At 67.5% G+C, this 19,280-nt stretch carries 17 protein-coding genes and 1 pseudogene; 6 read left to right on the top strand and 12 right to left on the bottom strand.

Going from position 1 to position 19,280, the window contains the following annotated elements; genetic code table 11:
* Positions 1–4: 4 nt before the first annotated feature.
* Positions 5–1,234: a DUF7159 family protein gene (locus RJ1_RS29185; RefSeq protein WP_073365997.1), complete on the top strand. Its 1,230-nt coding sequence runs from the start codon at positions 5–7 to the stop codon at positions 1,232–1,234.
* 9 nt (positions 1,235–1,243) lie between these two features.
* On the opposite strand, the gene RJ1_RS29180 is transcribed toward RJ1_RS29185, so the two are convergent.
* Genes RJ1_RS29180 through lysX form a run of 4 tightly spaced genes read right to left on the bottom strand, consistent with a single transcriptional unit; the run spans position 1,244 to position 6,703 of the window.
* Positions 1,244–1,843, bottom strand: a complete 600-nt coding sequence (locus tag RJ1_RS29180) for a histidine phosphatase family protein (protein WP_073365996.1) — start codon at positions 1,841–1,843, stop codon at positions 1,244–1,246.
* 5 nt (positions 1,844–1,848) lie between these two features.
* Positions 1,849–2,667: an alpha/beta fold hydrolase gene (locus RJ1_RS29175; RefSeq protein ID WP_073365995.1), complete on the bottom strand. Its 819-nt coding sequence runs from the start codon at positions 2,665–2,667 to the stop codon at positions 1,849–1,851.
* 14 nt (positions 2,668–2,681) lie between these two features.
* Complete coding sequence (locus RJ1_RS29170) at positions 2,682–3,362, bottom strand: DUF998 domain-containing protein (RefSeq protein WP_073365994.1); 681 nt, start codon at positions 3,360–3,362, stop codon at positions 2,682–2,684.
* On the bottom strand, positions 3,359–6,703 hold the full coding sequence (lysX, locus tag RJ1_RS29165) for a bifunctional lysylphosphatidylglycerol synthetase/lysine--tRNA ligase LysX (protein WP_073365993.1): 3,345 nt from the start codon (positions 6,701–6,703) through the stop codon (positions 3,359–3,361). Before lysX ends, RJ1_RS29170 begins: the two co-directional genes overlap by 4 nt.
* Positions 6,704–6,813: 110 nt before the next feature.
* Here lysX and RJ1_RS29160 point away from each other — a divergent pair, with 110 nt between their 5' ends.
* Entirely contained in the window at positions 6,814–7,041 is a 228-nt protein-coding gene (locus tag RJ1_RS29160; protein ID WP_073365992.1) for an RNA-binding S4 domain-containing protein, read from the top strand.
* Here the strand turns inward: RJ1_RS29160 and RJ1_RS29155 are convergent.
* The 4 genes from RJ1_RS29155 to RJ1_RS29140 all read right to left on the bottom strand — a co-directional run bounded on the left by RJ1_RS29155 (position 7,032) and on the right by RJ1_RS29140 (position 11,993).
* Positions 7,032–8,387 (bottom strand): dipeptidase, encoded by a 1,356-nt coding sequence (locus RJ1_RS29155; protein WP_073365991.1) that lies wholly within the window; start codon positions 8,385–8,387, stop codon positions 7,032–7,034. The two genes, RJ1_RS29160 and RJ1_RS29155, sit on opposite strands and share 10 nt — an antisense overlap.
* A gap of 21 nt (positions 8,388–8,408) precedes the next feature.
* Entirely contained in the window at positions 8,409–8,900 is a 492-nt protein-coding gene (locus RJ1_RS29150; protein ID WP_073365990.1) for a hypothetical protein, read from the bottom strand.
* A complete protein-coding gene (gadC, locus tag RJ1_RS29145) occupies positions 8,900–10,369 on the bottom strand; it encodes a glutamate/gamma-aminobutyrate antiporter GadC (RefSeq protein ID WP_073365989.1) in 1,470 nt (489 codons plus the stop codon). Before gadC ends, RJ1_RS29150 begins: the two co-directional genes overlap by 1 nt.
* A gap of 130 nt (positions 10,370–10,499) precedes the next feature.
* The gene (locus tag RJ1_RS29140) at positions 10,500–11,993 is read right to left on the bottom strand and encodes an aldehyde dehydrogenase family protein (protein WP_073365988.1); all 1,494 of its coding nucleotides are present in this window, start codon (positions 11,991–11,993) and stop codon (positions 10,500–10,502) included.
* A gap of 180 nt (positions 11,994–12,173) precedes the next feature.
* On the opposite strand from RJ1_RS29140, the gene RJ1_RS29135 reads away from it, so the two are divergent.
* Positions 12,174–13,226 carry a helix-turn-helix domain-containing protein gene (locus RJ1_RS29135; protein ID WP_240319841.1) on the top strand — a complete coding sequence of 351 codons (1,053 nt, stop codon included), beginning with the start codon at positions 12,174–12,176 and terminating at the stop codon, positions 13,224–13,226.
* Here RJ1_RS29135 and RJ1_RS29130 read toward each other — a convergent pair.
* Complete coding sequence (locus tag RJ1_RS29130; RefSeq protein ID WP_073365987.1) at positions 13,184–14,437, bottom strand: acyl-CoA dehydrogenase family protein; 1,254 nt, start codon at positions 14,435–14,437, stop codon at positions 13,184–13,186. The genes RJ1_RS29135 and RJ1_RS29130 overlap by 43 nt on opposite strands.
* Positions 14,438–14,712: 275 nt before the next feature.
* On the bottom strand, positions 14,713–15,183 hold the full coding sequence (gene rraA / locus RJ1_RS29125) for a ribonuclease E activity regulator RraA (RefSeq protein ID WP_073365986.1): 471 nt from the start codon (positions 15,181–15,183) through the stop codon (positions 14,713–14,715).
* Between the two features lie 41 nt (positions 15,184–15,224).
* On the opposite strand from rraA, the gene RJ1_RS29120 reads away from it, so the two are divergent.
* On the top strand, positions 15,225–16,070 hold the full coding sequence (locus RJ1_RS29120) for an SDR family oxidoreductase (RefSeq protein WP_073365985.1): 846 nt from the start codon (positions 15,225–15,227) through the stop codon (positions 16,068–16,070).
* 36 nt (positions 16,071–16,106) lie between these two features.
* Entirely contained in the window at positions 16,107–16,784 is a 678-nt protein-coding gene (locus RJ1_RS29115) for a TetR/AcrR family transcriptional regulator (protein WP_073365984.1), read from the top strand.
* Between the two features lie 31 nt (positions 16,785–16,815).
* Here the strand turns inward: RJ1_RS29115 and RJ1_RS29110 are convergent, their stop codons facing one another.
* Positions 16,816–17,220 carry a hypothetical protein gene (locus RJ1_RS29110; protein ID WP_073365983.1) on the bottom strand — a complete coding sequence of 135 codons (405 nt, stop codon included), beginning with the start codon at positions 17,218–17,220 and terminating at the stop codon, positions 16,816–16,818.
* A 134-nt stretch (positions 17,221–17,354) separates the two neighbouring features.
* On the bottom strand, positions 17,355–18,260 hold the full coding sequence (locus RJ1_RS29105; protein ID WP_073365982.1) for an oxygenase MpaB family protein: 906 nt from the start codon (positions 18,258–18,260) through the stop codon (positions 17,355–17,357).
* A 115-nt stretch (positions 18,261–18,375) separates the two neighbouring features.
* Here RJ1_RS29105 and RJ1_RS29100 point away from each other — a divergent pair.
* Positions 18,376–19,228, top strand: a pseudogene (locus RJ1_RS29100) (IclR family transcriptional regulator).
* Positions 19,229–19,280 lie beyond the last annotated feature (52 nt).

The raw sequence follows: 19,280 nt of genomic DNA, 5'->3' as shown, positions 1-19,280 counted from the left end.
GACCATGGTTTCAGTTCTCGGTGTCTCGGTGGGTGCCAGCGCGGTGCGGGTGGCGCATCCAGACGACCGAGGGGCCGCCTCCTGGACATTTCCCGTGGACGCGGCCCGCGAGCGCCCGGAGGAGCTGGTTGCCGATTCCGTCGAAACGGTGATCGCCGAGCACGCCGTCGACGAGGTGCATGCAATCGGTGTCGCGTATCGGGATCAGGCTCAGGCCGCCGCCGTACAGGCCGCGATGGCCGACTGCCGGCTGGTCCCCGAAGTGACGGCCGCGCTCCGGATGCTCGAGACCTCAGGCGAACTCGGCGACCATTCGACGCTCGTGCTCTACGACCTCGGGAGTTCCGGCCTCACCGTCACCGTGGTCGACCGGGCCACCGGGACGGTGTTCGGGACGTCGCGTACGGACGAGATCGGTGGCGATCTCGTCGACCGGTTGATCCGCGACCACCAACTCGAGGGGAAACGCATCGCGGCGCCCGCCGATGAGGCGGGGGAGTCGGAGCTCGCCGCTCGTTGTCGCCGCGCCAAGGAGGAACTGTCCACCAACACCGCGGTCTGCGTACCCGGCGACGGCGGTCTGCTCCTGCTCTCGCAGGACATTCTCGATTCGCTCATCGTGCGCGGCGTCGAGGCGTCCGCGCGCCTGACGCGTGAGGTGATCGAATTGTCGGGGCGCAGTCCGGACGCGGTGGTGCTGATCGGGGGCGGTGCGCACATTCCGCTGGTCGCGTCGCTGATGGAATCGTGGCTCGCGCTCCCGGTGATCGTCCCCGCACAACCCGAACTGGTGGCCGCGGAGGGCGCCGCGCTGGTGGCGCAGGAGCACTCGGACTCGGCCGACCGGCTGCCCACCCAGAAATTCGTCCGGCCCGTGATCCGGGGCGGTGCGCTGGCCGGCGGCGCGCTGGCCGTTGTCGCCGTCATCGGCCTCGGCCTCGGTGTCGGCGGCAGTCACCTGCAGAGTTCCGACGGTGACGCACGCCCGGTCGCCACGGAGCCGAGCAACGCAGAGGTGTCCCCGTCGCCCGCGCCGGCACCGGTATCGACGCCACCCCCGTCGGCAGCGGTGTCGGTTCCCGATGCGGCCGAGCAGGAGGCGAGTGTGCCGGAACCTGCTCCCGCGCCTGCTCCTGCGCCGCGCCCCCTCATTCCCGGGCTGCCGCAGATTCAGCTGCCGCCCCTCCCGCCGCCCCCGCCGCTTCCCCCGCTGCCCCGGATTCCAGGCCTCTAGCGACGGGTTCTAACGACGCAGCATGTCCCTGACGTGACCGGTCTCGTTGACCGACGCCACCCGCCGCTCACCGCTGCGCGAGACGAGCACCCGGGTGACGGACACGTACTCGATGGGGAACACGAGCGGCCGGTCGAGGCCGAGCAGTTCCTGCAGGAACACGTTGATGACGCCGCCGTGCGCGAACACCGCGACGGTGTCCTCGTGGCCGGATTCGTCGACGATGCGGCCGAGTGAGTCGAACACTCGGGCGCGGAACGCGTCGGCGTCGACGGACTTCGGGAACTCACCGGCCCGGATGCGGGCGAAGGCCTCCGGCGCCCGTGCCTCCGCTTCGTGGAACGGGATGTAGTGGTCGAGGTCGTAGTCGTACTCCGCGAGCCCGACGTACTCGGTGACGGGCAGGTTCAGTGCCTCCGCGACCGGCGCGGCCGTCTCGAGTGCGCGTCGTTGCGGGCTGCTCACGATCCGGGCGATGCGGTACGGGGCCAGTGCCGTGGGCAGGCGCTTGGCCTGGGCGTGACCTTCCTCCGTCAGTGCCGGGTCCGCGCGCCCGTCGGACGCGGTGACGAGTTCGGGCAGCGCGTGGCGGATCAGTAGCAGTTGCACGTCGATCAGCTTGCCAGCTCCCGCACCAGTGCCGCGATCTGGCCGGGCTGATCGATCATCGCGTGGTGGTGGGCGGGCCGCACCACCCGGAACGCGGCGCCCAGAAATTCCGCGAACCGTCTCTGCGTGCGGATCCACGCCGACCCCCACGGTGTGGGGCGTCCGGTGTGGGCGGCCGCCACGACGACGGGTGCCGTCACCGTGGTGGTCTCGCGGAGCGCGGCCAGTTCCTGGGCCAGCGCCGGGTACGACGCGTTCTCGACGATCGACGATTCGAGGTACGCGGGTTCGCGGTAGATCCGTTCGACCCAGGTCCGGGTGTCCGGCGCGATCCCGTCCGGGGGTGTGGAGTGGTTCAGGATCCGGCGCACCGTGGGGCCGAGGAGCCGCTGCAGGCCCACCCTGCTCGCGGCTCGGGCCACCCGGCGACCCATGCTGACGCGCCACCGGGTGGGGACCACGCGGTGCGGATGGGCCGTGACGGTGGCGTCGAGGAGGATCACGCCGCCGGTCCGCTCCGGATACAGCCGGGCAAAGGCCTCGACGTAGATGCCGCCGAGGGAGTGGCCGACCAGCACCGCCGGGGTGGTCACATGCAGGGCGTCGAGGACGCCGGCGATTCTGTCGGCCTCGCCACGGTCGGACGGCCGCTCGGCGGACGGAGGGCTGAATCCGTACCCGGGTCGGTCGATCCGCACGACGAGATGGCTCCCGGACAGCAGCTCGACCAGGTCGTCCCAGTCGAACCAGTTACCGCCGAGGCCGCCGTAGAGGACGACGGGTGGGCCTCCGCCGTCGACCACCACGTGTACTCCCGCGACCATTTCCCCAGGACGTTTCACGTGGAACCAATCGTTTTCGGGGTGACGTGAATCACGGTGAGCGCCACGAAGATCAGCCACCCGCAGAAGGCGAGCAGTTGGACGCGTTGCCCGAGGCCGAGCCACGCGTCCTGCTGGCCGCGTAGCCCGGCGGCCGTCAGCGTCCACACCGTCCCGCCGATGAACACGACCGCCACGGCCACCCCGGTCAGTTTCAACCAGGTCGGCCAGCCGTAGCGGAAGGCGGCCAAGAGGAACGCGAGTGTCGACACCACCCCGCCCGTAGACGCGGACGCGCTGGTGAAGGCGTGCAACTCATGGGTGAGCGGCAGGTGCCCGGCCGCCTCCCGGGCAGCGCACCCGGCGTCGGTGGTGGCCGCGCAACTCATCGGCAGGCGTGAATCCGCGATCGTTGCGAGAGCGAACACGATCAGTGCGATCCACCCGACCGTCGTGATCCAGCCGTGCGAGTACCGCGACAGTCCCAGCACCCCGGCGACGGCGACGATGCACCCGGTCAGCAGGTCGCCGGTGCGGAACCAGATTCCGTACGGCTGGTCCGCGGCGGCGAGTTCGCTCGCGAATCCCCGAAGCGGATCGATGCCGGTGTCGAGGACGAACTCGAGCGGCCACGACGCGTACCCCACCGCGCCGAGGATCAGGAGCGCCGCGACGGCCACCCGGCCACGGGCGATCATTGCCTCGGCTTGGCCAGGGGGAAGGCGAGGGTTTCGCGGATGCTGCCGCCGGTGATGAGCATGACGACACGGTCGACGCCCATGCCGAGCCCACCGGTCGGGGGCATGGCGTGCTCGAGGGCCTGCAGGAAGTCCTCGTCGAGTTCCATCGCCTCTTCGTCACCGCCGGCGGCGAGCATCGACTGCTCGGTGAGCCGGTTCCGCTGATCCACCGGGTCGGTGAGTTCGCTGTACGCGGTGCCGAGTTCGATGCCCCACGCGACGAGGTCCCACTTCGCCGCGACCCCCGGAATGGTGGGGTGAGGACGGGTCAGCGGTGACATCGACGTCGGGAAGTTGGTGTAGAAGGTGGGGAATTCGGTGTAGTCCTCGACGAGGTGCTCGTACATTTCCTGCGCGACGGCGCCGGCGTCCCAGGTGGACTGGTACGGGATCTCGTGCTCGTCGCACAGCCGTTGCAGTTCCGCGAGAGGCGTTTCGGGGGAGACGTCGACGCCGAGTTTCTCGGCGACCGCCTGGTGCATCGTCTTGACGGGCCATTCGCCGGAGATGTCGACCTCCACCAACGTGCCGTCGGGGCCGGGCCGCATGATGATCTCGCGTCCGTACGCGGCGACCGCTGCTGTCTGGATGAGTTCCCGGCACAGCACCATCATCTTCTCGTAGTCGCTGTGCGCCTCGTACGCCTCGAGGATGGTGAATTCCGGGTTGTGCTTGAAATCGACGCCCTCGTTGCGGAAGACGCGGCCGATCTCGAACACCTTCTCCATGCCGGCGACGCAGAGCCGCTTGAGGTACAGCTCGGGCGCGATCCGCAGGTAGAGATCGAGGTTGTAGGCGTTGATGTGGGTGAGGAACGGGGCCGCGTTGGCGCCGCCGTGGACCTGCTGCAGGATCGGGGTCTCCACCTCGAGGAAGCCGCGGCCGCCGAGTGAATCCCGCAGCGACTTCACGACGGCGCTGCGGGCCTCGAGCAGGCGCCGGGCGTCGGAGTTGATCGCGAGGTCGACGTACCGCTGCCGCACGCGGGTCTCCGGGTCGGACAGTCCCTTCCACTTGTCCGGCAGGGGGTGCAGGCACTTGCCGGTCATGCGCCATTCGTTCGCCAGCAGCGACAGCGCGCCCCGGCGGCTGTAGCCGATGACACCGGCGACCTCGACAAGGTCGCCGAGGTCGAATTCGGCGGCGAACGCCCGGATGCGATCGGTCCCCACCCGGGCTTCGTCGACGAGGACCTGGATGTCTCCGGACCAGTCCCGGACCACCGCGAACACGACACCGCCGTAGTCGCGGATCCGGAGCAGGCGGCCGGCGATGCGGACCGTCGTCCCCTCGGGGGATTCGACTGCCTCGGTCACGGTGTGGCTGGGCGGATACGCGATCGGGTAGGGGTCGATGCCCTGTTCCGCGAGGCCGGCCAGTTTGTCGAGCCGGACGCGGACCTGCTCGGGTCGTTTCGGTCCGGTCGCCGCCGGTGCGAGGCCTTCGCCGGGTGCGCTGCCGTCGGAGTGCAGTCCCTCGGCGGCGACGAGTGCGGCGGGGACCGCCGCGTGGGTGCCGGTGTGCTCGATGGCGTCCCGGGTTCCGGAGCGGCCGAATCGGGGCAGGGTCACGAATCCTTCGGCGACGGCCGAGGCGAATCCGACGCGCAGCAGTTCCCGGTTGTCCTCGAAGCAGAGGAACCGCGGCACCCACTCGGGCTGGTACTTCACGTTGGATCGGTAGAGCGCCTCGAGCTGCCACCAGCGGGAGAAGAACACGAGGATCGAACGCCAGATCCGCAGGATGGGTCCCGCCCCGATGCGGGAGCCCTCCTCGAAAACCGAACGGAACACCGCGAAGTTCAGCGACACCTTCGTGATGCCGAATTGATCGGAGGTGGTGGCCAGTTCGGACACCATCAGTTCCACCACCCCGTTGGGGGACGTCGGCTTGCGGCGCATCAGGTCGAGGGAGACACCCGTCGGACCCCACGGCACCAGCGACAGGATGCCGTCGATCTCGCCGTTCTCGTCGATCGCCTCGACCAGCAGGCAGTCGCCGTCGAGGCGGTCACCGAGCCGGCCGAGGGCCATGGAGAAACCGCGCTCGGTCTCGGTGTCGCGCCACGCGTCCGCGAGCCGGATGGCATCGGCCATCTCCTCGGCGGGGACGTCGCGGTGCCTGCGGATCCGGACGGTGACACCCTGGCGGCGGACGCGGGTGACGGCTTGGCGGACCTGCCGCATGTCGCGTCCGCTGAGGTTGAACTCGCGGGTGCGGAGGATGGCCTCGTCGCCGAGCTGGAGCACGGTGAGTCCGGACTTGTTGTAGGCGGTGGCCCCTGTCTCGCTGGCCCCCATCACGGCGGTGGCCCAACCGTATTGGGAGGCGAGCGCCTGCCAGGCTTCGATCGCGTGCGGCCAGGCCTCGGGGTCGCCGATCGGATCGCCGCTGGCGAGGCACACGCCGAGTTCGACGCGGTAGGTGATGGCCGCCTTCCCGCTGGATGCGAAGACGACGGCCTTGTCGCGGCGGGTGGCGAAGTAGCCGAGGGAGTCGTCGGCGCCGTACTGCAGCAGGAGCCCGCGCAGCGCCGATTCGTCGTTGCCGGTGAGGGCGTTGTGGGAGCGCTGGGCACGGAACAGGGTGATGACGGCGGCCAGCAGGGCCATGGCGCCGAACAGTCCGAGCAGGGTGTTGACGAATCCGTGCGGGCGTCCGCTGAACTGTTCGTTGTCGGCGGCGGCGAGGGCGGTCACGCGGTTGAGCGCCCACAGGAACCGTTCGCCCTGCGGCAGGGTGCCGGGGAAGAGCTCGACGAGTCCCCACCCGACGAGGGTGCCGATGGCGAGACCGGCGATGAGCACGCCCAGGGCTTTCCAGCCCGCACCGCGCCGGACCCGGGTGTAGAACTCGGGACGGGCCGCGACGAGAATGCCGATCAGCACCACCTGGACCACGGCGGCGACCATCGCGTTCACGTTCCGGTCGGTGATGCTCACGATCACGTTGGTGATCAGGAACAGAACCAGGTAGATCGTCAGCAGCCACCACGCGATGCGTTTGCGGCTCGCCAGCGCCGCCGCGAGCAGCGCGACCACCAGCGCCCACGACAGGCTGGTGTCGGGGGCGTCGAAGTAGTAGGTGTCGACGTACTCCCGCGGCACGTGCACGTAGTAGCGCAGCACCGGCGAGATGCTCCACAGGAACACGAGCACCGAGAAGACACCCAGGATCAGCCCCGCGATGTGGGGAACCTGGTGGAAGCGCCGGTTCTTCGGTCCGAGGGCGGGGCGGGGCCGTGGTGCGGTGGAGGCGGCCGCCTCGGACGCGTGGTGTGTCTCGGTGCTAGCTGACATCGAGTGTTTCCTTCCCGGCAAGAGATACGTACCGATCACGGGAGACAGATGTTCCAGTGTTCAGTGTGAGCCGTCGGGCCGCGATTTGGGTGGAGAGGGAAGATAGAGGCATGTCCGACATTCACGACGCCGTGCCGATCCGCGACGAATCCATCCGTCTCGGCCAATTCCTCAAGCTCGCCAACCTCATCGAGTCGGGGGCCGAGGCGAAAGAGGTGATCGCCGACGGACTGGTGTCGGTGAACGGTGAGGTCGAGGTGCGGCGGGGGCGGCAGCTGCGGGACGGGGACGTCGTGGAGATCGGTGGGATGACGGCGCGGGTGAGCGCTCAGTCCTGACGGTCCGCGGTCGCGAACCGTTGCAGGAACAGTGCCTCCGCGACGGCGAGGTGTTCGATTTCGCCGGGATCCACACTCTCGTTGGGGGCGTGGATGAGGCAGCGCGGTTCCTCCACCCCGATCAGGGCGATCTCCGCTTTCGGGACGACGGCGGAGAAGACGTTGCACAGGGGGATGGAGCCGCCCTGCCCGACGGTTCCGAGTTCCTTCCCGAACGCCTCCTCCATCGCCGCGCCGAGTGCGGCGTAACCGGGACCGTCGGTGGTCGCGCGGAACGGGGAGCCCACCGCTTCACGTTCCACCGTGACGCGTGCATTCCACGGGGCCGCGTTCTCGAGGTGCGCGACCAGTGCGTCCTGCGCCTTCTGCGGGTCCATTCCCGGTGGCACCCGCAGGTTGAGGCGGGCCGAGGCGCGCGGCTGGATGGCGGCGGCCGACCCGACCACGGGCGGGCAGTCGATGCCGAGAATCGTCAGCGCCGGCCGCGCCCACACGGCGTCGGACACCGCGCCGGAACCGGCGAGGTGCACCCCGTCGAGCACTCCCGCGTCGGAGCGGAACTGCGCCTCGGGGTAGTCGACGCCCGTCCAGTCCTGGTCCGATCCGAGACCGTCGACGACGGTGTTGCCGTCCCGGTCACGCAGGGTGGAGAGCATCTGGACGAGGGCGGCGAGGGCGTCGGGGGCCGGCCCGCCGAACATGCCCGAATGCACTTCCCCGGCCAGGGTCTCGACGTGGAGCACGACGTTCGCGATGCCGCGCAATGTGGTGGTGACGGTGGGGCTCCCGACGGCGGCGTTCCCGGTATCGACGACGAGGATCATGTCGGCGTCGAAGAGTTCCGGCCTGGCCTCGACGAGGTTCTCGAGGCCGCCGGTGCCCATTTCCTCGGACCCTTCGGCGACGATCCTGATGCCGACCGGGAAGGGGGTGCCCAGTGCCCGCAGCGCCAGCAGGTGCATCACGATGTTGCCCTTGCAGTCGGCCGCGCCGCGCCCGTACCAGCGTCCGTCCCGCTCGGTGAGGGTGAAGGGGTCGGTGTGCCACAGCTTCTCGTCGCCGGGCGGTTGAACGTCGTAGTGGCAGTACAACAGGACCGTGGGTGCGCCGCCCGGTCCGGGCTGATGTCCGACGACGGCGTGTGAACCGTCGGAGGTCTCGAGCAGTTCGATCTGCCCGATTCCCGCCCCGAGAAACGCGTCCCTGACCCACTCGGCGGCGCGCACGCACTCCTCCGGTGGGAACTGCCGCGGATCGGCCACCGACCGCATGGCCACCAGTTCGGTGAGTTCGGCACGCGCTGTGGGCATCAGCTCGGCTACCTTGGAACGGATTTCGTCGGACATCAACGCCTCCTCGGGGTTCCCCTAATTCTCGTCCACGAGTTTCAGATCGGCGACGGCGGATTCGAATTCCGCCGACTTTTCCGGGCAGTACACGGAGATCACGAGCCGCTCACCCTCGATCAGGTTGCGGGTGGCGAGGATCGGACGCTGGCCGGGCCCGGCGGCTCCGCTCACCAGCTGCTGGTCCAGCACGCCCGTCTTCAGGGCGCTGCCCGGGTCGGTGCACGCGGCCGCGCCGTCGGTTCCGAGCACGCGGGCGGTCGCGTCGACGTCGACCGGCCCGAGGGCGGCCTGCTCGAATTTCTCGGACAGTTCGGTGGCCTTGCTGACCGCCTCCGCGGTCTGCTTGTGCTGGTTGAACACCACGAGACCCCAGGCGAGGAGTCCGACGAACGCGACGGCGAGCACGGAATACAGGATCCAGTGCGTGTTTTCGGGTCTGTTGTGGAGGTCGTCGACGGCGGCGGTGTTGATGGAATGATTGTCGGGACCCATGCGGCCGGTCGTGTTCATCAGGCCTCCTCGGCCAGCGGATCGGCCGTCAGGTCCTGTTTCCAGGACGGTTTCCGGAGCGCGAGGATCAGCAGCGGGACGCCGAGCCCGACGATTCCGAAGCCGCCTCCGACGATGAGGATGTAGACGAAGACGCTGCCGCCGCCGAACTGGGAGGGAGGCACGAAGCCGATGCAGAAGGCGGCCAGGCTGGCGAGGATGCCCACCCAGCACAGCACGAACAGTGCGGGGGCCCGGTAGCCGCGCGGATGGTCGGGCTGCTGCCTGCGCAGGCGCATGGCGGCGACGAACATCAGCACGTACACCACGAGATACACCTGGGTGGTGATGACGGAGAGGATCCAGTACGCGCTCGACACCTCGGGGATGAACGCGTAGAGCAGGGCGATCAGAGTAGTGACCACGCCCTGCGCCACCAGGATGTTCTGCTGGATTCCGTGCTTGTTGAGCCGCTGCAGGATCGGCGGCAGGAATCCGTCCTGCCGCCCGATCATGAGCAGCCCCTTGGACGGGCCGGCGAGCCAGGTGAGCATGCCGCCGAGAGAGGCGGCGATGAGCATGAGCGCCAGAACGGGAGTGGCCCAGCCGAACCCGAAGTAGGCGAAGAACGTGTCGAACGCCTGCATCACGCCGGCGGTCAGCGACAGCTTCTCGGCGGGCACCACCCAGCTGATGGCAATGGCCGGGAGGATGAAGATGCCGAGGACCAGTCCCATGGCCACGAACATCGCGCGGGGGAATTCGCTCGCCGGCCGCCGCAGGCTGGACACGTGGACGGCGTTCATCTCCATGCCCGAGTAGGACAGGAAGTTGTTGACGATCAGCACGAGACTGGCGATGCCGGTCCAGGCGGGCAGCAGGGCGCTGAACTCCATCGGAGCAGCCGAGGCGTTGCCCTGGCCGAGGAACACGATGCCCATGACGATGAGGAGCACTCCAGGAATCAGGGTGCCCAGCACCAGTCCGGCGCTCGACAGTCCCGCGACCGCTTTCATGCCCCGGGACGACACGAGAACACCGGTCCAGAAGAGGGTGACGATGATGATCGCCGTATACGGGCCGTTCGCGGCGAGGGCCGGATTGATCACGTACGCAAAGGTGCTCGCGACGTACGCGAGGAGCGTCGGGTAGTAGAAGATCGTCATCGCGAACTGGCACCACACGGCCAGGAAGCCCATCTTCGCGGAGATGCCTTCGCCGACCCAGCGGTAGACGCCGCCGGACCACCCGGAGGCGAGTTCCGCGGACACCAGCGACGTCGGCAGCAGGAACACGATCGCGGGCACGACGTACAGGAAGACACAGGCCAGGCCGTACACAGCCATCGAGGGCGCCGATCGCAGGCTGGCCACCGAACTGGTGGTCATCATCGCCAGCGCGATCCACGTGATGTATTGCTGCCGCGGCGCGGCTCTCACCGATCGGGGCGTGTCTTCCCGGTTGATCTCTCCGGCGGCGTCAACACTCATCGGTCCACCCTCCGTAGGAGCGGGTCGCGCGAACGACCGCTGGCGTCTCCGGATTATTGCCACAGCAATCGGAGCCGCGCAGCGATTCGGCATCGATAGATACCGAACCGCCGCTCGGTCCGTGTGCTCGTCACTTCCTGAGAATCACCGTCTTCGTCTCGGTGTAGGCGTCGAGCACTGCGGCGCCGTGCTCACGACCCCAACCGGACTGCTTGTATCCGCCGAACGGCAGGGCCGGGTCGAGCACGTGGTAGCTGTTGATCCACACGGTGCCTGCTTTGAGCTTCGCGGCCACGGTGTGTGCCTTCGACACGTCCGACGTCCAGACGCCGGCAGCGAGCCCGAAGTCGGTGTCGTTCGCGGTGCGGACGATCTCGTCGACGTCGTCGAAGGGAATGGCGGTGACGACGGGCCCGAAGATCTCCTCACGCACCACCCGCATGTCGGGGGTGGTGTCGACGAGCACGGTGGGTTCGACGAAGTAGCCGATCTCGCCCTTGCGGCGGCCGCCCGTCACCGCCGTGGCGCCTTCGTCGCGGCCGCTGTCGAGGTAGCCGAGCACGGTCTCGAGTTGTTTCTGCGACACCAACGGTCCCATCTGGGTCTCCGGGTCGAGGCTGTCACCGACCTTCATCTCCGCCGCGATCTTCGCGACGCCTTCGACGACCCGGTCGTACACCTTCGACTGCACGAACAGTCGGGATCCGGCCTCACAGGCCTCACCCTGGTTGAAGAAGATCGCCATCGCGGCACCCTCGATCGCGGCGTCGATGTCGGCATCATCGAAGACGATGTTCGGTGACTTGCCGCCGAGTTCGAGGGTCACCTTCTTCAAGTTGCCGCGGGCGGCGCCGACGATGTGTCGTCCCACCTCGGTGGAGCCGGTGAACGACACCTTGTCGACACCTGGGTGGGTGGCGAGGGCTGCGCCGACGTTCTCGCCATCACCTTGCACGATGTTCACCACCCCGTCCGGGACGCCGGCCTCGCGGAGCACTGCGCCGAGAAGGGCTGCGCTGAGCGGAGTTTGCTCGGCCGGCTTGAGGATGACGGTGTTTCCGGCGGCGAGGGCGGGGCTCAGCTTCCACGCGGCCAGCAGCAGCGGGAAATTCCACGCGATTATGGCGGCGACGACGCCGACCGGCTCACGGACCGTGTACGCGAGGTAGTCGCCGGGTGCGGCGGTTGAGGTGACGGGGATCGTGCTGCCCTCGAGTTTGGTGGGCCAGCCGGCCATGTACCGGAACCAGTCCGCGGACAGCGGCACGTCGACCAGGCGCGCGTAGGTCAGCGGTTTTCCGTTGTCGAGCGCCTCGACCAGCGCGAACTCCTCGACTCGTTCTTCCAGGAGGTCGCCGACCCGCCACAGGATCTTGCTCCGCTGCGCCGGAGTCATACGACCCCACGGTCCGTCGAGCGCGCGGCGGGACGCAGCGACCGCTCGGTCGACATCCCGAGCACCGCCGAAGGCCACCTGCGCCAGCGATTCACCGTTGCACGGGTTGTAGGTGGTGAAGACCTCACCTGTGGCCGCCGGCACCTGCCGGCCGTCGATCAGGTGCAGAACAGGCTTGCCCAGGAAGGCGGATACCTCGGGCAACAGTGCAGTTGAAGTGGTTGTCATGGTTGTACTCCTCGACGTTGTCGGTCTTTCCGGGATGGGTGATGAATTGGCGTGAGGGTGCTGCGGTGGCCCGCACCTCACGGTCTCGATCCATTGACAGGGGCGGTCGAAAGCGCAGAATCTAAGGCGTACGTGCTGGTCCCGCGCACGTTCCCGGCACCCGCGAACTCGGAGGATGATGTGCCCTATTGGTCTACCTCCAGCCTGAGTGCGCGCGACCAGGCCGGTTACTGGGGTGATGTGGTGTGTGAGGCGTTCACTCCGCTGTCTCCTCATCGTGGGCGTGCGCAGCTCGACCGCAGTGCGACCGCGGAGGGAATGCCGGGATGGGTGCGTTCGGAACCACTCGCTGAGACGAACTGCGCAGAAATCTCCTCCTGCACGCAACTGCTGACTCACGGGCGCGACGAGGTCCGCCGGACGCCGTTGGACGCGATGTTCGTCAACCTGCAGTTGTCGGGCTCGTGCTACGGGGAACAGGACGGCCGCCGGTGCATCGTCCAGCCGGGTAGTTTCGCCGTATTCGACACCACGCGTCCGTACTCCCTCGAGTTCAGGGAGCCGGCGAACGACGCCAGCTGGCGGGTCTTGTCTTTTCGGATTCCCCGGGAACAGTGGCATTCGACTGTCCGTGTCGACGACGCAACGTCGTGCGCTGTCGACACGAACTCCGGAGCGGGGCACGTCGTGGGATCGATGATGTCCGCACTGTGGAGCGAACGACCGAATCTGGACGACATCACGGTGAAGACGCTCGAACGGTCGTTCGCCGACGTCCTCACTGCAATCGTCGCCGCCCGGGCGGGAAGCTCCGCACAGTCCGACGACGAGCGCCGTGACGCGGCGTTACGCCGTATCGTGCGGCACTACGTCCGCTCGGCCGTCCCGCTCGGACGGGTCACCGCAGAACGCGCTGCGCGGGAGGCCGCGATCTCCGTGCGCACCCTCCATCGACTGTTTCAGTCCGTCGACACCACCTTCTCGGCGTGTGTCCGAGATGAGCGGCTCCGAGGGGCGCTGGGCGATCTCGAGATGGCACCGGATTCGGTGACGTTGAGCGAAATCGCTACCCGCTGGGGATTCTGCGACAGCTCGCATCTGACTCGCACGTTCCAACGCCATCTCGACTGCACACCCACCCAGTATCGAGAAACGTGCCGGATCACGGCGAGGCCGCCGGTCGTGCCAGGTCAGCCGGCCACGATCCCGCCGGCGGACTGCATCGGATCGTAATCCGGGCGCTTCAGCAACGCGTGCAACTGGCGGCGGCGAACACCCATGTTCCCGCCGTCGTACAGGGGGAAACACAAGACGTCTTCCATGATCCCGGCGATCGGGGTCTGGTCCCCGTAGGCGTTCACCCCCACCACGCGCATCGTGTCGTACACCGTCTGCACCGCGAGCTCGGACGCGTAGATCTTCACCATGTGACCCAACTCCTCATCGGCGCCGCCGGTTTTGTCGTAAAGGTCGCAGGCCTTCCACGTGAAGTATCGAGCGGCTTCGATGCGGGTCTTGATGTCGACGAGCATGTAGCCGACATTCTGGTAGTCGATGATGGGGACGGGTCCGGATCGCTTGTCGGTCTTGGCGAATTCGTAGGCGTAGTCGAACGCCGCCCGCATCCGCCCGACGCACGCCGCCCCGATGAGAGAGGACGTCCAGTTGAACGTCTTGCGGACGATCTCCATCCCGTCGCCGGGTCCTCCGATGAGGTTGCCGGCAGGAACGCGGACGTCGGTGAACGTGATGCGGGGCGAGGCGGTCGCCCGGTGGCCCATCGTGTCGATGTACGACTCGACCTTGATGCCCGGGGTGTCGCCCGGGACGACGATCACCGCTGCCGATTCCTGCGGCGGCAGGTTCGGGTCGGTTCGGCACAGAACACTGATCAGTGCGGCACCGTTCCCATCCCACCCCGAGCCGTTGGTGGTGAAGTGCTTGTCACCGTTGACGACCCACTCGTCCCCGTCCAATCGGGCGAAGGTCTGCACCCCGCCCGAAGTGTCGGTGGTATCGAAGTTCGCACCACCGCTGGTCTCGGTGAAGGCCCATGCGGCCAGGAGAGGTTCCTCGCCTGCGAAGGGTGGCAGGAACGTGGCCTTCTGTTCGGCGGTCCCGAAGTGGATGATCGGCTGCAGCCCCAGACCTGTGCCGAGGAGTGCGCTCGGAACGTTGATGTCTGCGCGCGTGAGTTCTTCAGCGGCCAAGGCGAAGTCGAGCGATGTCATCGCCGTCCCGCCGTACTCGACGGGGAGCAGTGCCTTCAGGAAACCTGCATTCACCATGTCCTGGTAGAACGGTTTGATCGCTGCGAACCGTGCCTCGGGCGTCGGCAGGGGGGAAATCACACCCTCGACGAGGCTGAGTCTTTCTTCGGCGAATGATCGTGCCGCCTTCTGCAGGCCGGCTTGTTCCGGGCTCAAATCAAAGTCGATGGCCATTTGTGATCAGTTCCTCCGCTGCTGCTTGCCACACTACGACGATTATGTGAGCCCGAACACATCTGGACTCGTCATCAATGGTGGCGCGGAGCATGTCTCCGAGGCTTGGACCGATGCGCCGACTGCTTTGGACAATCGCGCCAGAAAGATCGGACGGGCGTGGAGGCGGAGGGGAAACCGGGACCGTCACTGCGCCAGGAGAACGGCAGGCCGGGATTGCCTGCCGACCTCCTCCTGACGAGCGACGGCAACGAGGTGCTCTGTCCTCGGGCGGATCAGCGGACGACGACGCCGTCCTGATCGCTGTAGACGATCTCGCCGGGGTTGAAGGTGACGCCACCGATCTCGATGGGGACGTTCTTCTCACCGGAGCCGGTCTGAGTGCTCTTGCGGGGGTTGGTGCCGAGTGCCTTGACGCCGATGTCCAGGGTCTTCAGGATCGCCGAGTCGCGGACCGCGCCGTTGACGATCACGCCGGCCCAGCCGTTGTCGACGCCGCGACCGGCGATGATGTCGCCGACCAGGGCGGTGTGGATGCCGGCGCCCCCGTCGACGACCAGGACGCCGCCGTTGCCGGGCTCGCTGAGGGTCTGCTTGACCAGCAGGTTGTCCTGGAAGCATTTGATGGTGGTGATGGGGCCGGAGAACACTTCACGGCCGCCGAACTGGGTGAACTGCGTGTCGCAGCTCCGGATCTCGGGTCCGATCTCGTCTGCCAGGTCGGCGGTTGCCACGGGTTCAGTCATACGCGTCAGGATAGTGGGCGGGCGCTGGGAGAATGCGAGCCATGACCATTGCAGTGACAGGAGCCACCGGCTCCATCGGCGGCAGGGTGCTCGAGCGGCTCGGCGGCGGCGCCGGCGTCCGGTTGATCGGACGGAACGCGGAGCGCCTCGGCCCGCTGGCCGAGCACTTCGATTCCGCGTTCGCCGTGGCCACGTACGCCGACGGTCCGGCGATGACCGCTGCGCTGGACGGTGTCCGGTTGCTGTTCCTCGTCTCCGGTCACGAGAGCGCCACGCGACGCGACGAGCACCGCACGGCGGTGGACGCCGCGCATGCCGCAGGGGTGGAGCGGATCGTCTACCTGTCGTTTCTCGGCGCGGCGCCCGAGTGCACGTTCACGTTCGGCCGCGACCACTACTTCACGGAGCAGCACATCCGGGAGAGCGGGCTGAAGTACACGTTCCTGCAGGACAGCTGGTATCAGTCGATGATCCCGCTGATGGCCGACGACCAGGGTGTCATCCGGGGCCCGGCCGGCGACGGCCGGGTGAGCGCGGTGGCCCCCGACGACGTCGCCGACGCTGCGACGGCGGTCCTCACCACGGGCAACGGCGACCACGACGGCGTCACCTACCGTCTGACCGGGCCGGAGGCGTTCACCCTCAGCGAGGCAGCGGAGACGATCACGAGGGTGACCGGACGTTCGGTGAGGTTCGAGAACGAGACACTCGACGAGGCGTACGCGTCCCGCGCGCACTTCGGGGCGCCGGATTTCGAGGTCGCAGGGTGGGTGACCTCGTATGCAGCGATCGCGGCCGGTGAGCTGGCGGTGGTGACGGGCGACGTCGAGTTGCTCACCGGGCGACCGCCGCAGACCTTCGCGGACCATCTGAACAGCTACACTTGACCCGTCCTGGCATAGCGAGCGGTAGATAGGTCATTGATGGTCAGCTCATCCAAGGGTGCGACGCCCACCGTGGTCGGCAACGCCGCAGATTGGCGCCGCCTCGAACCCACGAAGTTGACGCCGATCCTCAGCGCCTCCCTCGACGCGTTCTACGAACACGGTTTCCACGGCACCTCGGTGCGCGACATCGCCCGCCGAGTCGGTGTCACGGTACCCGCTCTCTACTACCACCACGAGAACAAGGAAGCTGTTCTCCTTGCACTTCTGGAGCTGTCCACCAGCGACGTTCTCGAGCGGGCCCACGCCGCGAGCGCCGACGGAGGCGACGATCCGGTGCAGCGACTCGCCAATGTCATCGAGGCGATCGTGCTGCGGATGACCATGCGGTCCCGGCTGGCGGCCCTCGAGAGCGAGGTGCGCTACCTGAGCCCGGAGAACCGGCAGCGGTACCGCACGGTCCGCAAGGGTGTGGAGGAACTGGTCCTCGAGATCGTCAAGGAAGGCAAGAAGCGGGAGCTCTTCGACGTGTCAGACGCCGCGGAGACGACGCGGGCGCTGCTCGGTATGTGCCAGTCGATCCCGCGCTGGTATCACGCCGAGGGCAAGTTGACCCCCGACGCCGTGGCGCGCAAGTACGTCGAGATCGCGATGAAGACGGTGGGATCCACCGAAGAGCCCGTGAAGCCGAAGAAAAGGCGCACCGCCGACGTCTGACCGGCGATGCGCCTCGGCAGGTGTCCGGCGGTCAGCTCCCCAGGCCCAGGCCCGGTGACGCGACGGCGTCGAATTCCGCCGTCGTCTCGGTCGGCTCGCCGTTCGGTGGGGCGAACGTGAATACGGCGGTGTAGCGGCCGGCTTCGTGCGTCCGGACCGCGGCCGTCCCGGCGCCCAGTGTGAGTGGGATGGTCCGTATGGTCACGTCGCCGCCGGGGTCGGTGAGCTCCAGTTCGACCGGGGTGCTGCCGTCCGTCCCCGTCGGGGTGGGGGTGACCAGCGCGCCGAGCGTCACCAGATTGTTGGCGTAGACGGTTCCGATCGGCGGGACGACGTTGATCTGGTAGGTGGTTGCGGCGGTTGCCGTGGGCGCCAGAGCAAGTGCGGCCGCCCCTGCCAGCGCGGCGATGGTCAAGGTCCCTCGCGAGAAGTGCACAAAATCCCTTCCTGTCGACGGTCTCTACGCGCAGCCACGTTACGGCAGAACCGGGAGTTGCCCACCCTCATTCGCCGTGTGCCCGAGAATAGTTCGAACACACGGCTTTCCGGCGATTGGGAACTGAAAACTGTTCAGGATGCGGTGTTTTCCCGCACGACCGTACTGTCGGTGTGTTGCACGGGGCAGGTTCTGGGGAAGGTGCCCAGTTTCTCCACTTCGTACCCGGTCGGGTAGCTGCGAATGTTGGGGAGGTCGCGGGCAAACTTGGGCACGGTGCGCACGGGGTAGAACCGGACGAGGCGGGCGCGAGCCTTCAGTGCCCCGCGCGAGAGTGTCCGCACGAGGCGGGAGGGCCTGCGATAGGCGAACGCGTCGAGCAGCGGATCATCCATGAGCGCCCACGAGAAGCGCTTGATCAGGGGTGCGGGTGCAAGGTTGTTCGGTGGGAACGTGCAGAGCAGATCGAGCGTGGAGTCGGCGACGGCGCGGCCACCCTCGTCGAAGAGGAAGTGGTCCCGCTCGTAGTCGTCCAGGAACTTCTCGAACGCCTCGAAGGTCTCGGGTATCTCCTTGATGCCCATGTACTTGCCGAGCGTCCGGTAGTAGTTGGTGGATCCGACGATCTCGTTGCGGGTGAGTTTCCGCCAGCCGAAGTCGTCGATCCAGCGCACCGGGATCACCACGAACGTCGACAGCACGTAGCGCATGTCGTCGTTGGAGATGTCGTAGGAGCCGTGCATCTGGTTCATCCGCCGGATGCCGGCGCGGCCGGGATCGCTGGTCAGGCCATGTTCGAGGACGGCGTCGAGGATCAGACCGGTGTCGTCGTAGCGTTTCTGCACGCGTTCGGTGAACTCACCTGTCTCGAACAGCAACCGCCCGATGGTGGGCACGGCATACGTCCGGAACAGCGCGAAGCTGAGGGCCTGGTTGATGTCCCAGGGAAATTCCTGCGTGGCGAGAATGCGAGCGATCTCTTCGTACTGCGTCTCGGGATCGAGTCGGTCGGTCCGGCGACGTAGGTCGAAGCGTTTCATGGGTTTCACTTCCTGCAGCGGCTGTGACGGAGGTCCACGTGATTTAGCGATCGTTCAGACGACTCGACTGTAACGCCGTTCACAGTGCGACGCCAGAGTGGCATTATGCAAACACATGGCGCGAAATTCACCGCAGACCGATCGCATCGTGATGCTGACGGAACTGCTCGCAGACGAACCGGAGACGCCCCGAAGCCTCGCCGAGATCGCCCGGCACCTGGGCGTCGCGAAGGCGACCTGCTACCCGATGGTCGTGCCTCGGTCCCGCGCTCATCCCCATCGGACGTGCAGCGACGACGGCCACGGACGTCGTCGACCTCGCGCGGTCGGTGATGCACGAACTGGCCGATGCGTCCGACATGGCGTCCATCGCGTTCGTGCAGTCCGGTGCCGACGTGGTGGTGGCCGAGGTCGTGCAACCCGTGGGAGGACGCCGGGGAACCCTCGGCCTGCGGCTCGGCGACAAGGTGCTGCTCGCACCGCCCATCGGTTCGGGGCTCGCGGCCTGGTATCCGCAGGAGCAACGCGAGGAGTGGTATGCCCGCGGCGCGGAGGACCTGGGGGTCGGGGTGGACGATCTGCGCGCCGCCTACGAGCCGGCGCTCGCGCTCGTCCGGGAACGCGGGTATGCGATGGAATCGATGCAGCAGCAGGAGCATTCGCTCGCCAGTGCCGTCTCGGAACTCCGCGGTCGCGGAGTGGGCGGGCACCGCTCGACCGTCGCGCTGCGGGAGGCGCGGAAACTGCTGTCGGCGGATGCGGTGGTGGGTGACATCGACCCGGAGGGCAGCTACCAGCCGCTGTCGATCAATGCTGCGGCGTTCGACCGTGACGGTGAACCCGCAGTCGTGCTGTGTGTCGCCGACGCGTCCCGACCGATGTCGGGGGTGCGGACGGCGGAGATCGGTGAATTGGTCCGCGACGCCGCGGCTCGGGTGACGGCCGCCATGCACGGCCGCCACCCGTGAGTACTTGTTAACCGCGGGCGGTTAACAAGTACTCACAAGCTATTTCAACTCA

It is taken from the genome of Rhodococcus jostii NBRC 16295 (genome assembly GCF_001894825.1).
Taxonomy (GTDB): domain Bacteria; phylum Actinomycetota; class Actinomycetes; order Mycobacteriales; family Mycobacteriaceae; genus Rhodococcus_F; species Rhodococcus_F jostii.
Note: the sequence above shows the minus strand (reverse complement) of the source record. Positions and strands in the feature narration are given on the sequence as shown.

Bases quoted from the DNA above. Each gene is read 5' to 3' on its own strand.
- RJ1_RS29185 (WP_073365997.1), top strand. From the start codon at position 5: ATGGTTTCAGTTCTCGGTGTCTCGGTGGGTGCCAGCGCGGTGCGGGTG.
- RJ1_RS29175 (WP_073365995.1), bottom strand. From the start codon at position 2,667: ATGGTCGCGGGAGTACACGTGGTGGTCGACGGCGGAGGCCCACCCGTC.
- RJ1_RS29170 (WP_073365994.1), bottom strand. From the start codon at position 3,362: ATGATCGCCCGTGGCCGGGTGGCCGTCGCGGCGCTCCTGATCCTCGGC.
- lysX (WP_073365993.1), bottom strand. From the start codon at position 6,703: ATGTCAGCTAGCACCGAGACACACCACGCGTCCGAGGCGGCCGCCTCC.
- RJ1_RS29160 (WP_073365992.1), top strand. From the start codon at position 6,814: ATGTCCGACATTCACGACGCCGTGCCGATCCGCGACGAATCCATCCGT.
- RJ1_RS29155 (WP_073365991.1), bottom strand. From the start codon at position 8,387: ATGTCCGACGAAATCCGTTCCAAGGTAGCCGAGCTGATGCCCACAGCG.
- RJ1_RS29150 (WP_073365990.1), bottom strand. From the start codon at position 8,900: ATGAACACGACCGGCCGCATGGGTCCCGACAATCATTCCATCAACACC.
- gadC (WP_073365989.1), bottom strand. From the start codon at position 10,369: ATGAGTGTTGACGCCGCCGGAGAGATCAACCGGGAAGACACGCCCCGA.
- RJ1_RS29140 (WP_073365988.1), bottom strand. From the start codon at position 11,993: ATGACAACCACTTCAACTGCACTGTTGCCCGAGGTATCCGCCTTCCTG.
- RJ1_RS29130 (WP_073365987.1), bottom strand. From the start codon at position 14,437: ATGGCCATCGACTTTGATTTGAGCCCGGAACAAGCCGGCCTGCAGAAG.
- rraA (WP_073365986.1), bottom strand. From the start codon at position 15,183: ATGACTGAACCCGTGGCAACCGCCGACCTGGCAGACGAGATCGGACCC.
- RJ1_RS29120 (WP_073365985.1), top strand. From the start codon at position 15,225: ATGACCATTGCAGTGACAGGAGCCACCGGCTCCATCGGCGGCAGGGTG.
- RJ1_RS29115 (WP_073365984.1), top strand. From the start codon at position 16,107: ATGGTCAGCTCATCCAAGGGTGCGACGCCCACCGTGGTCGGCAACGCC.
- RJ1_RS29105 (WP_073365982.1), bottom strand. From the start codon at position 18,260: ATGAAACGCTTCGACCTACGTCGCCGGACCGACCGACTCGATCCCGAG.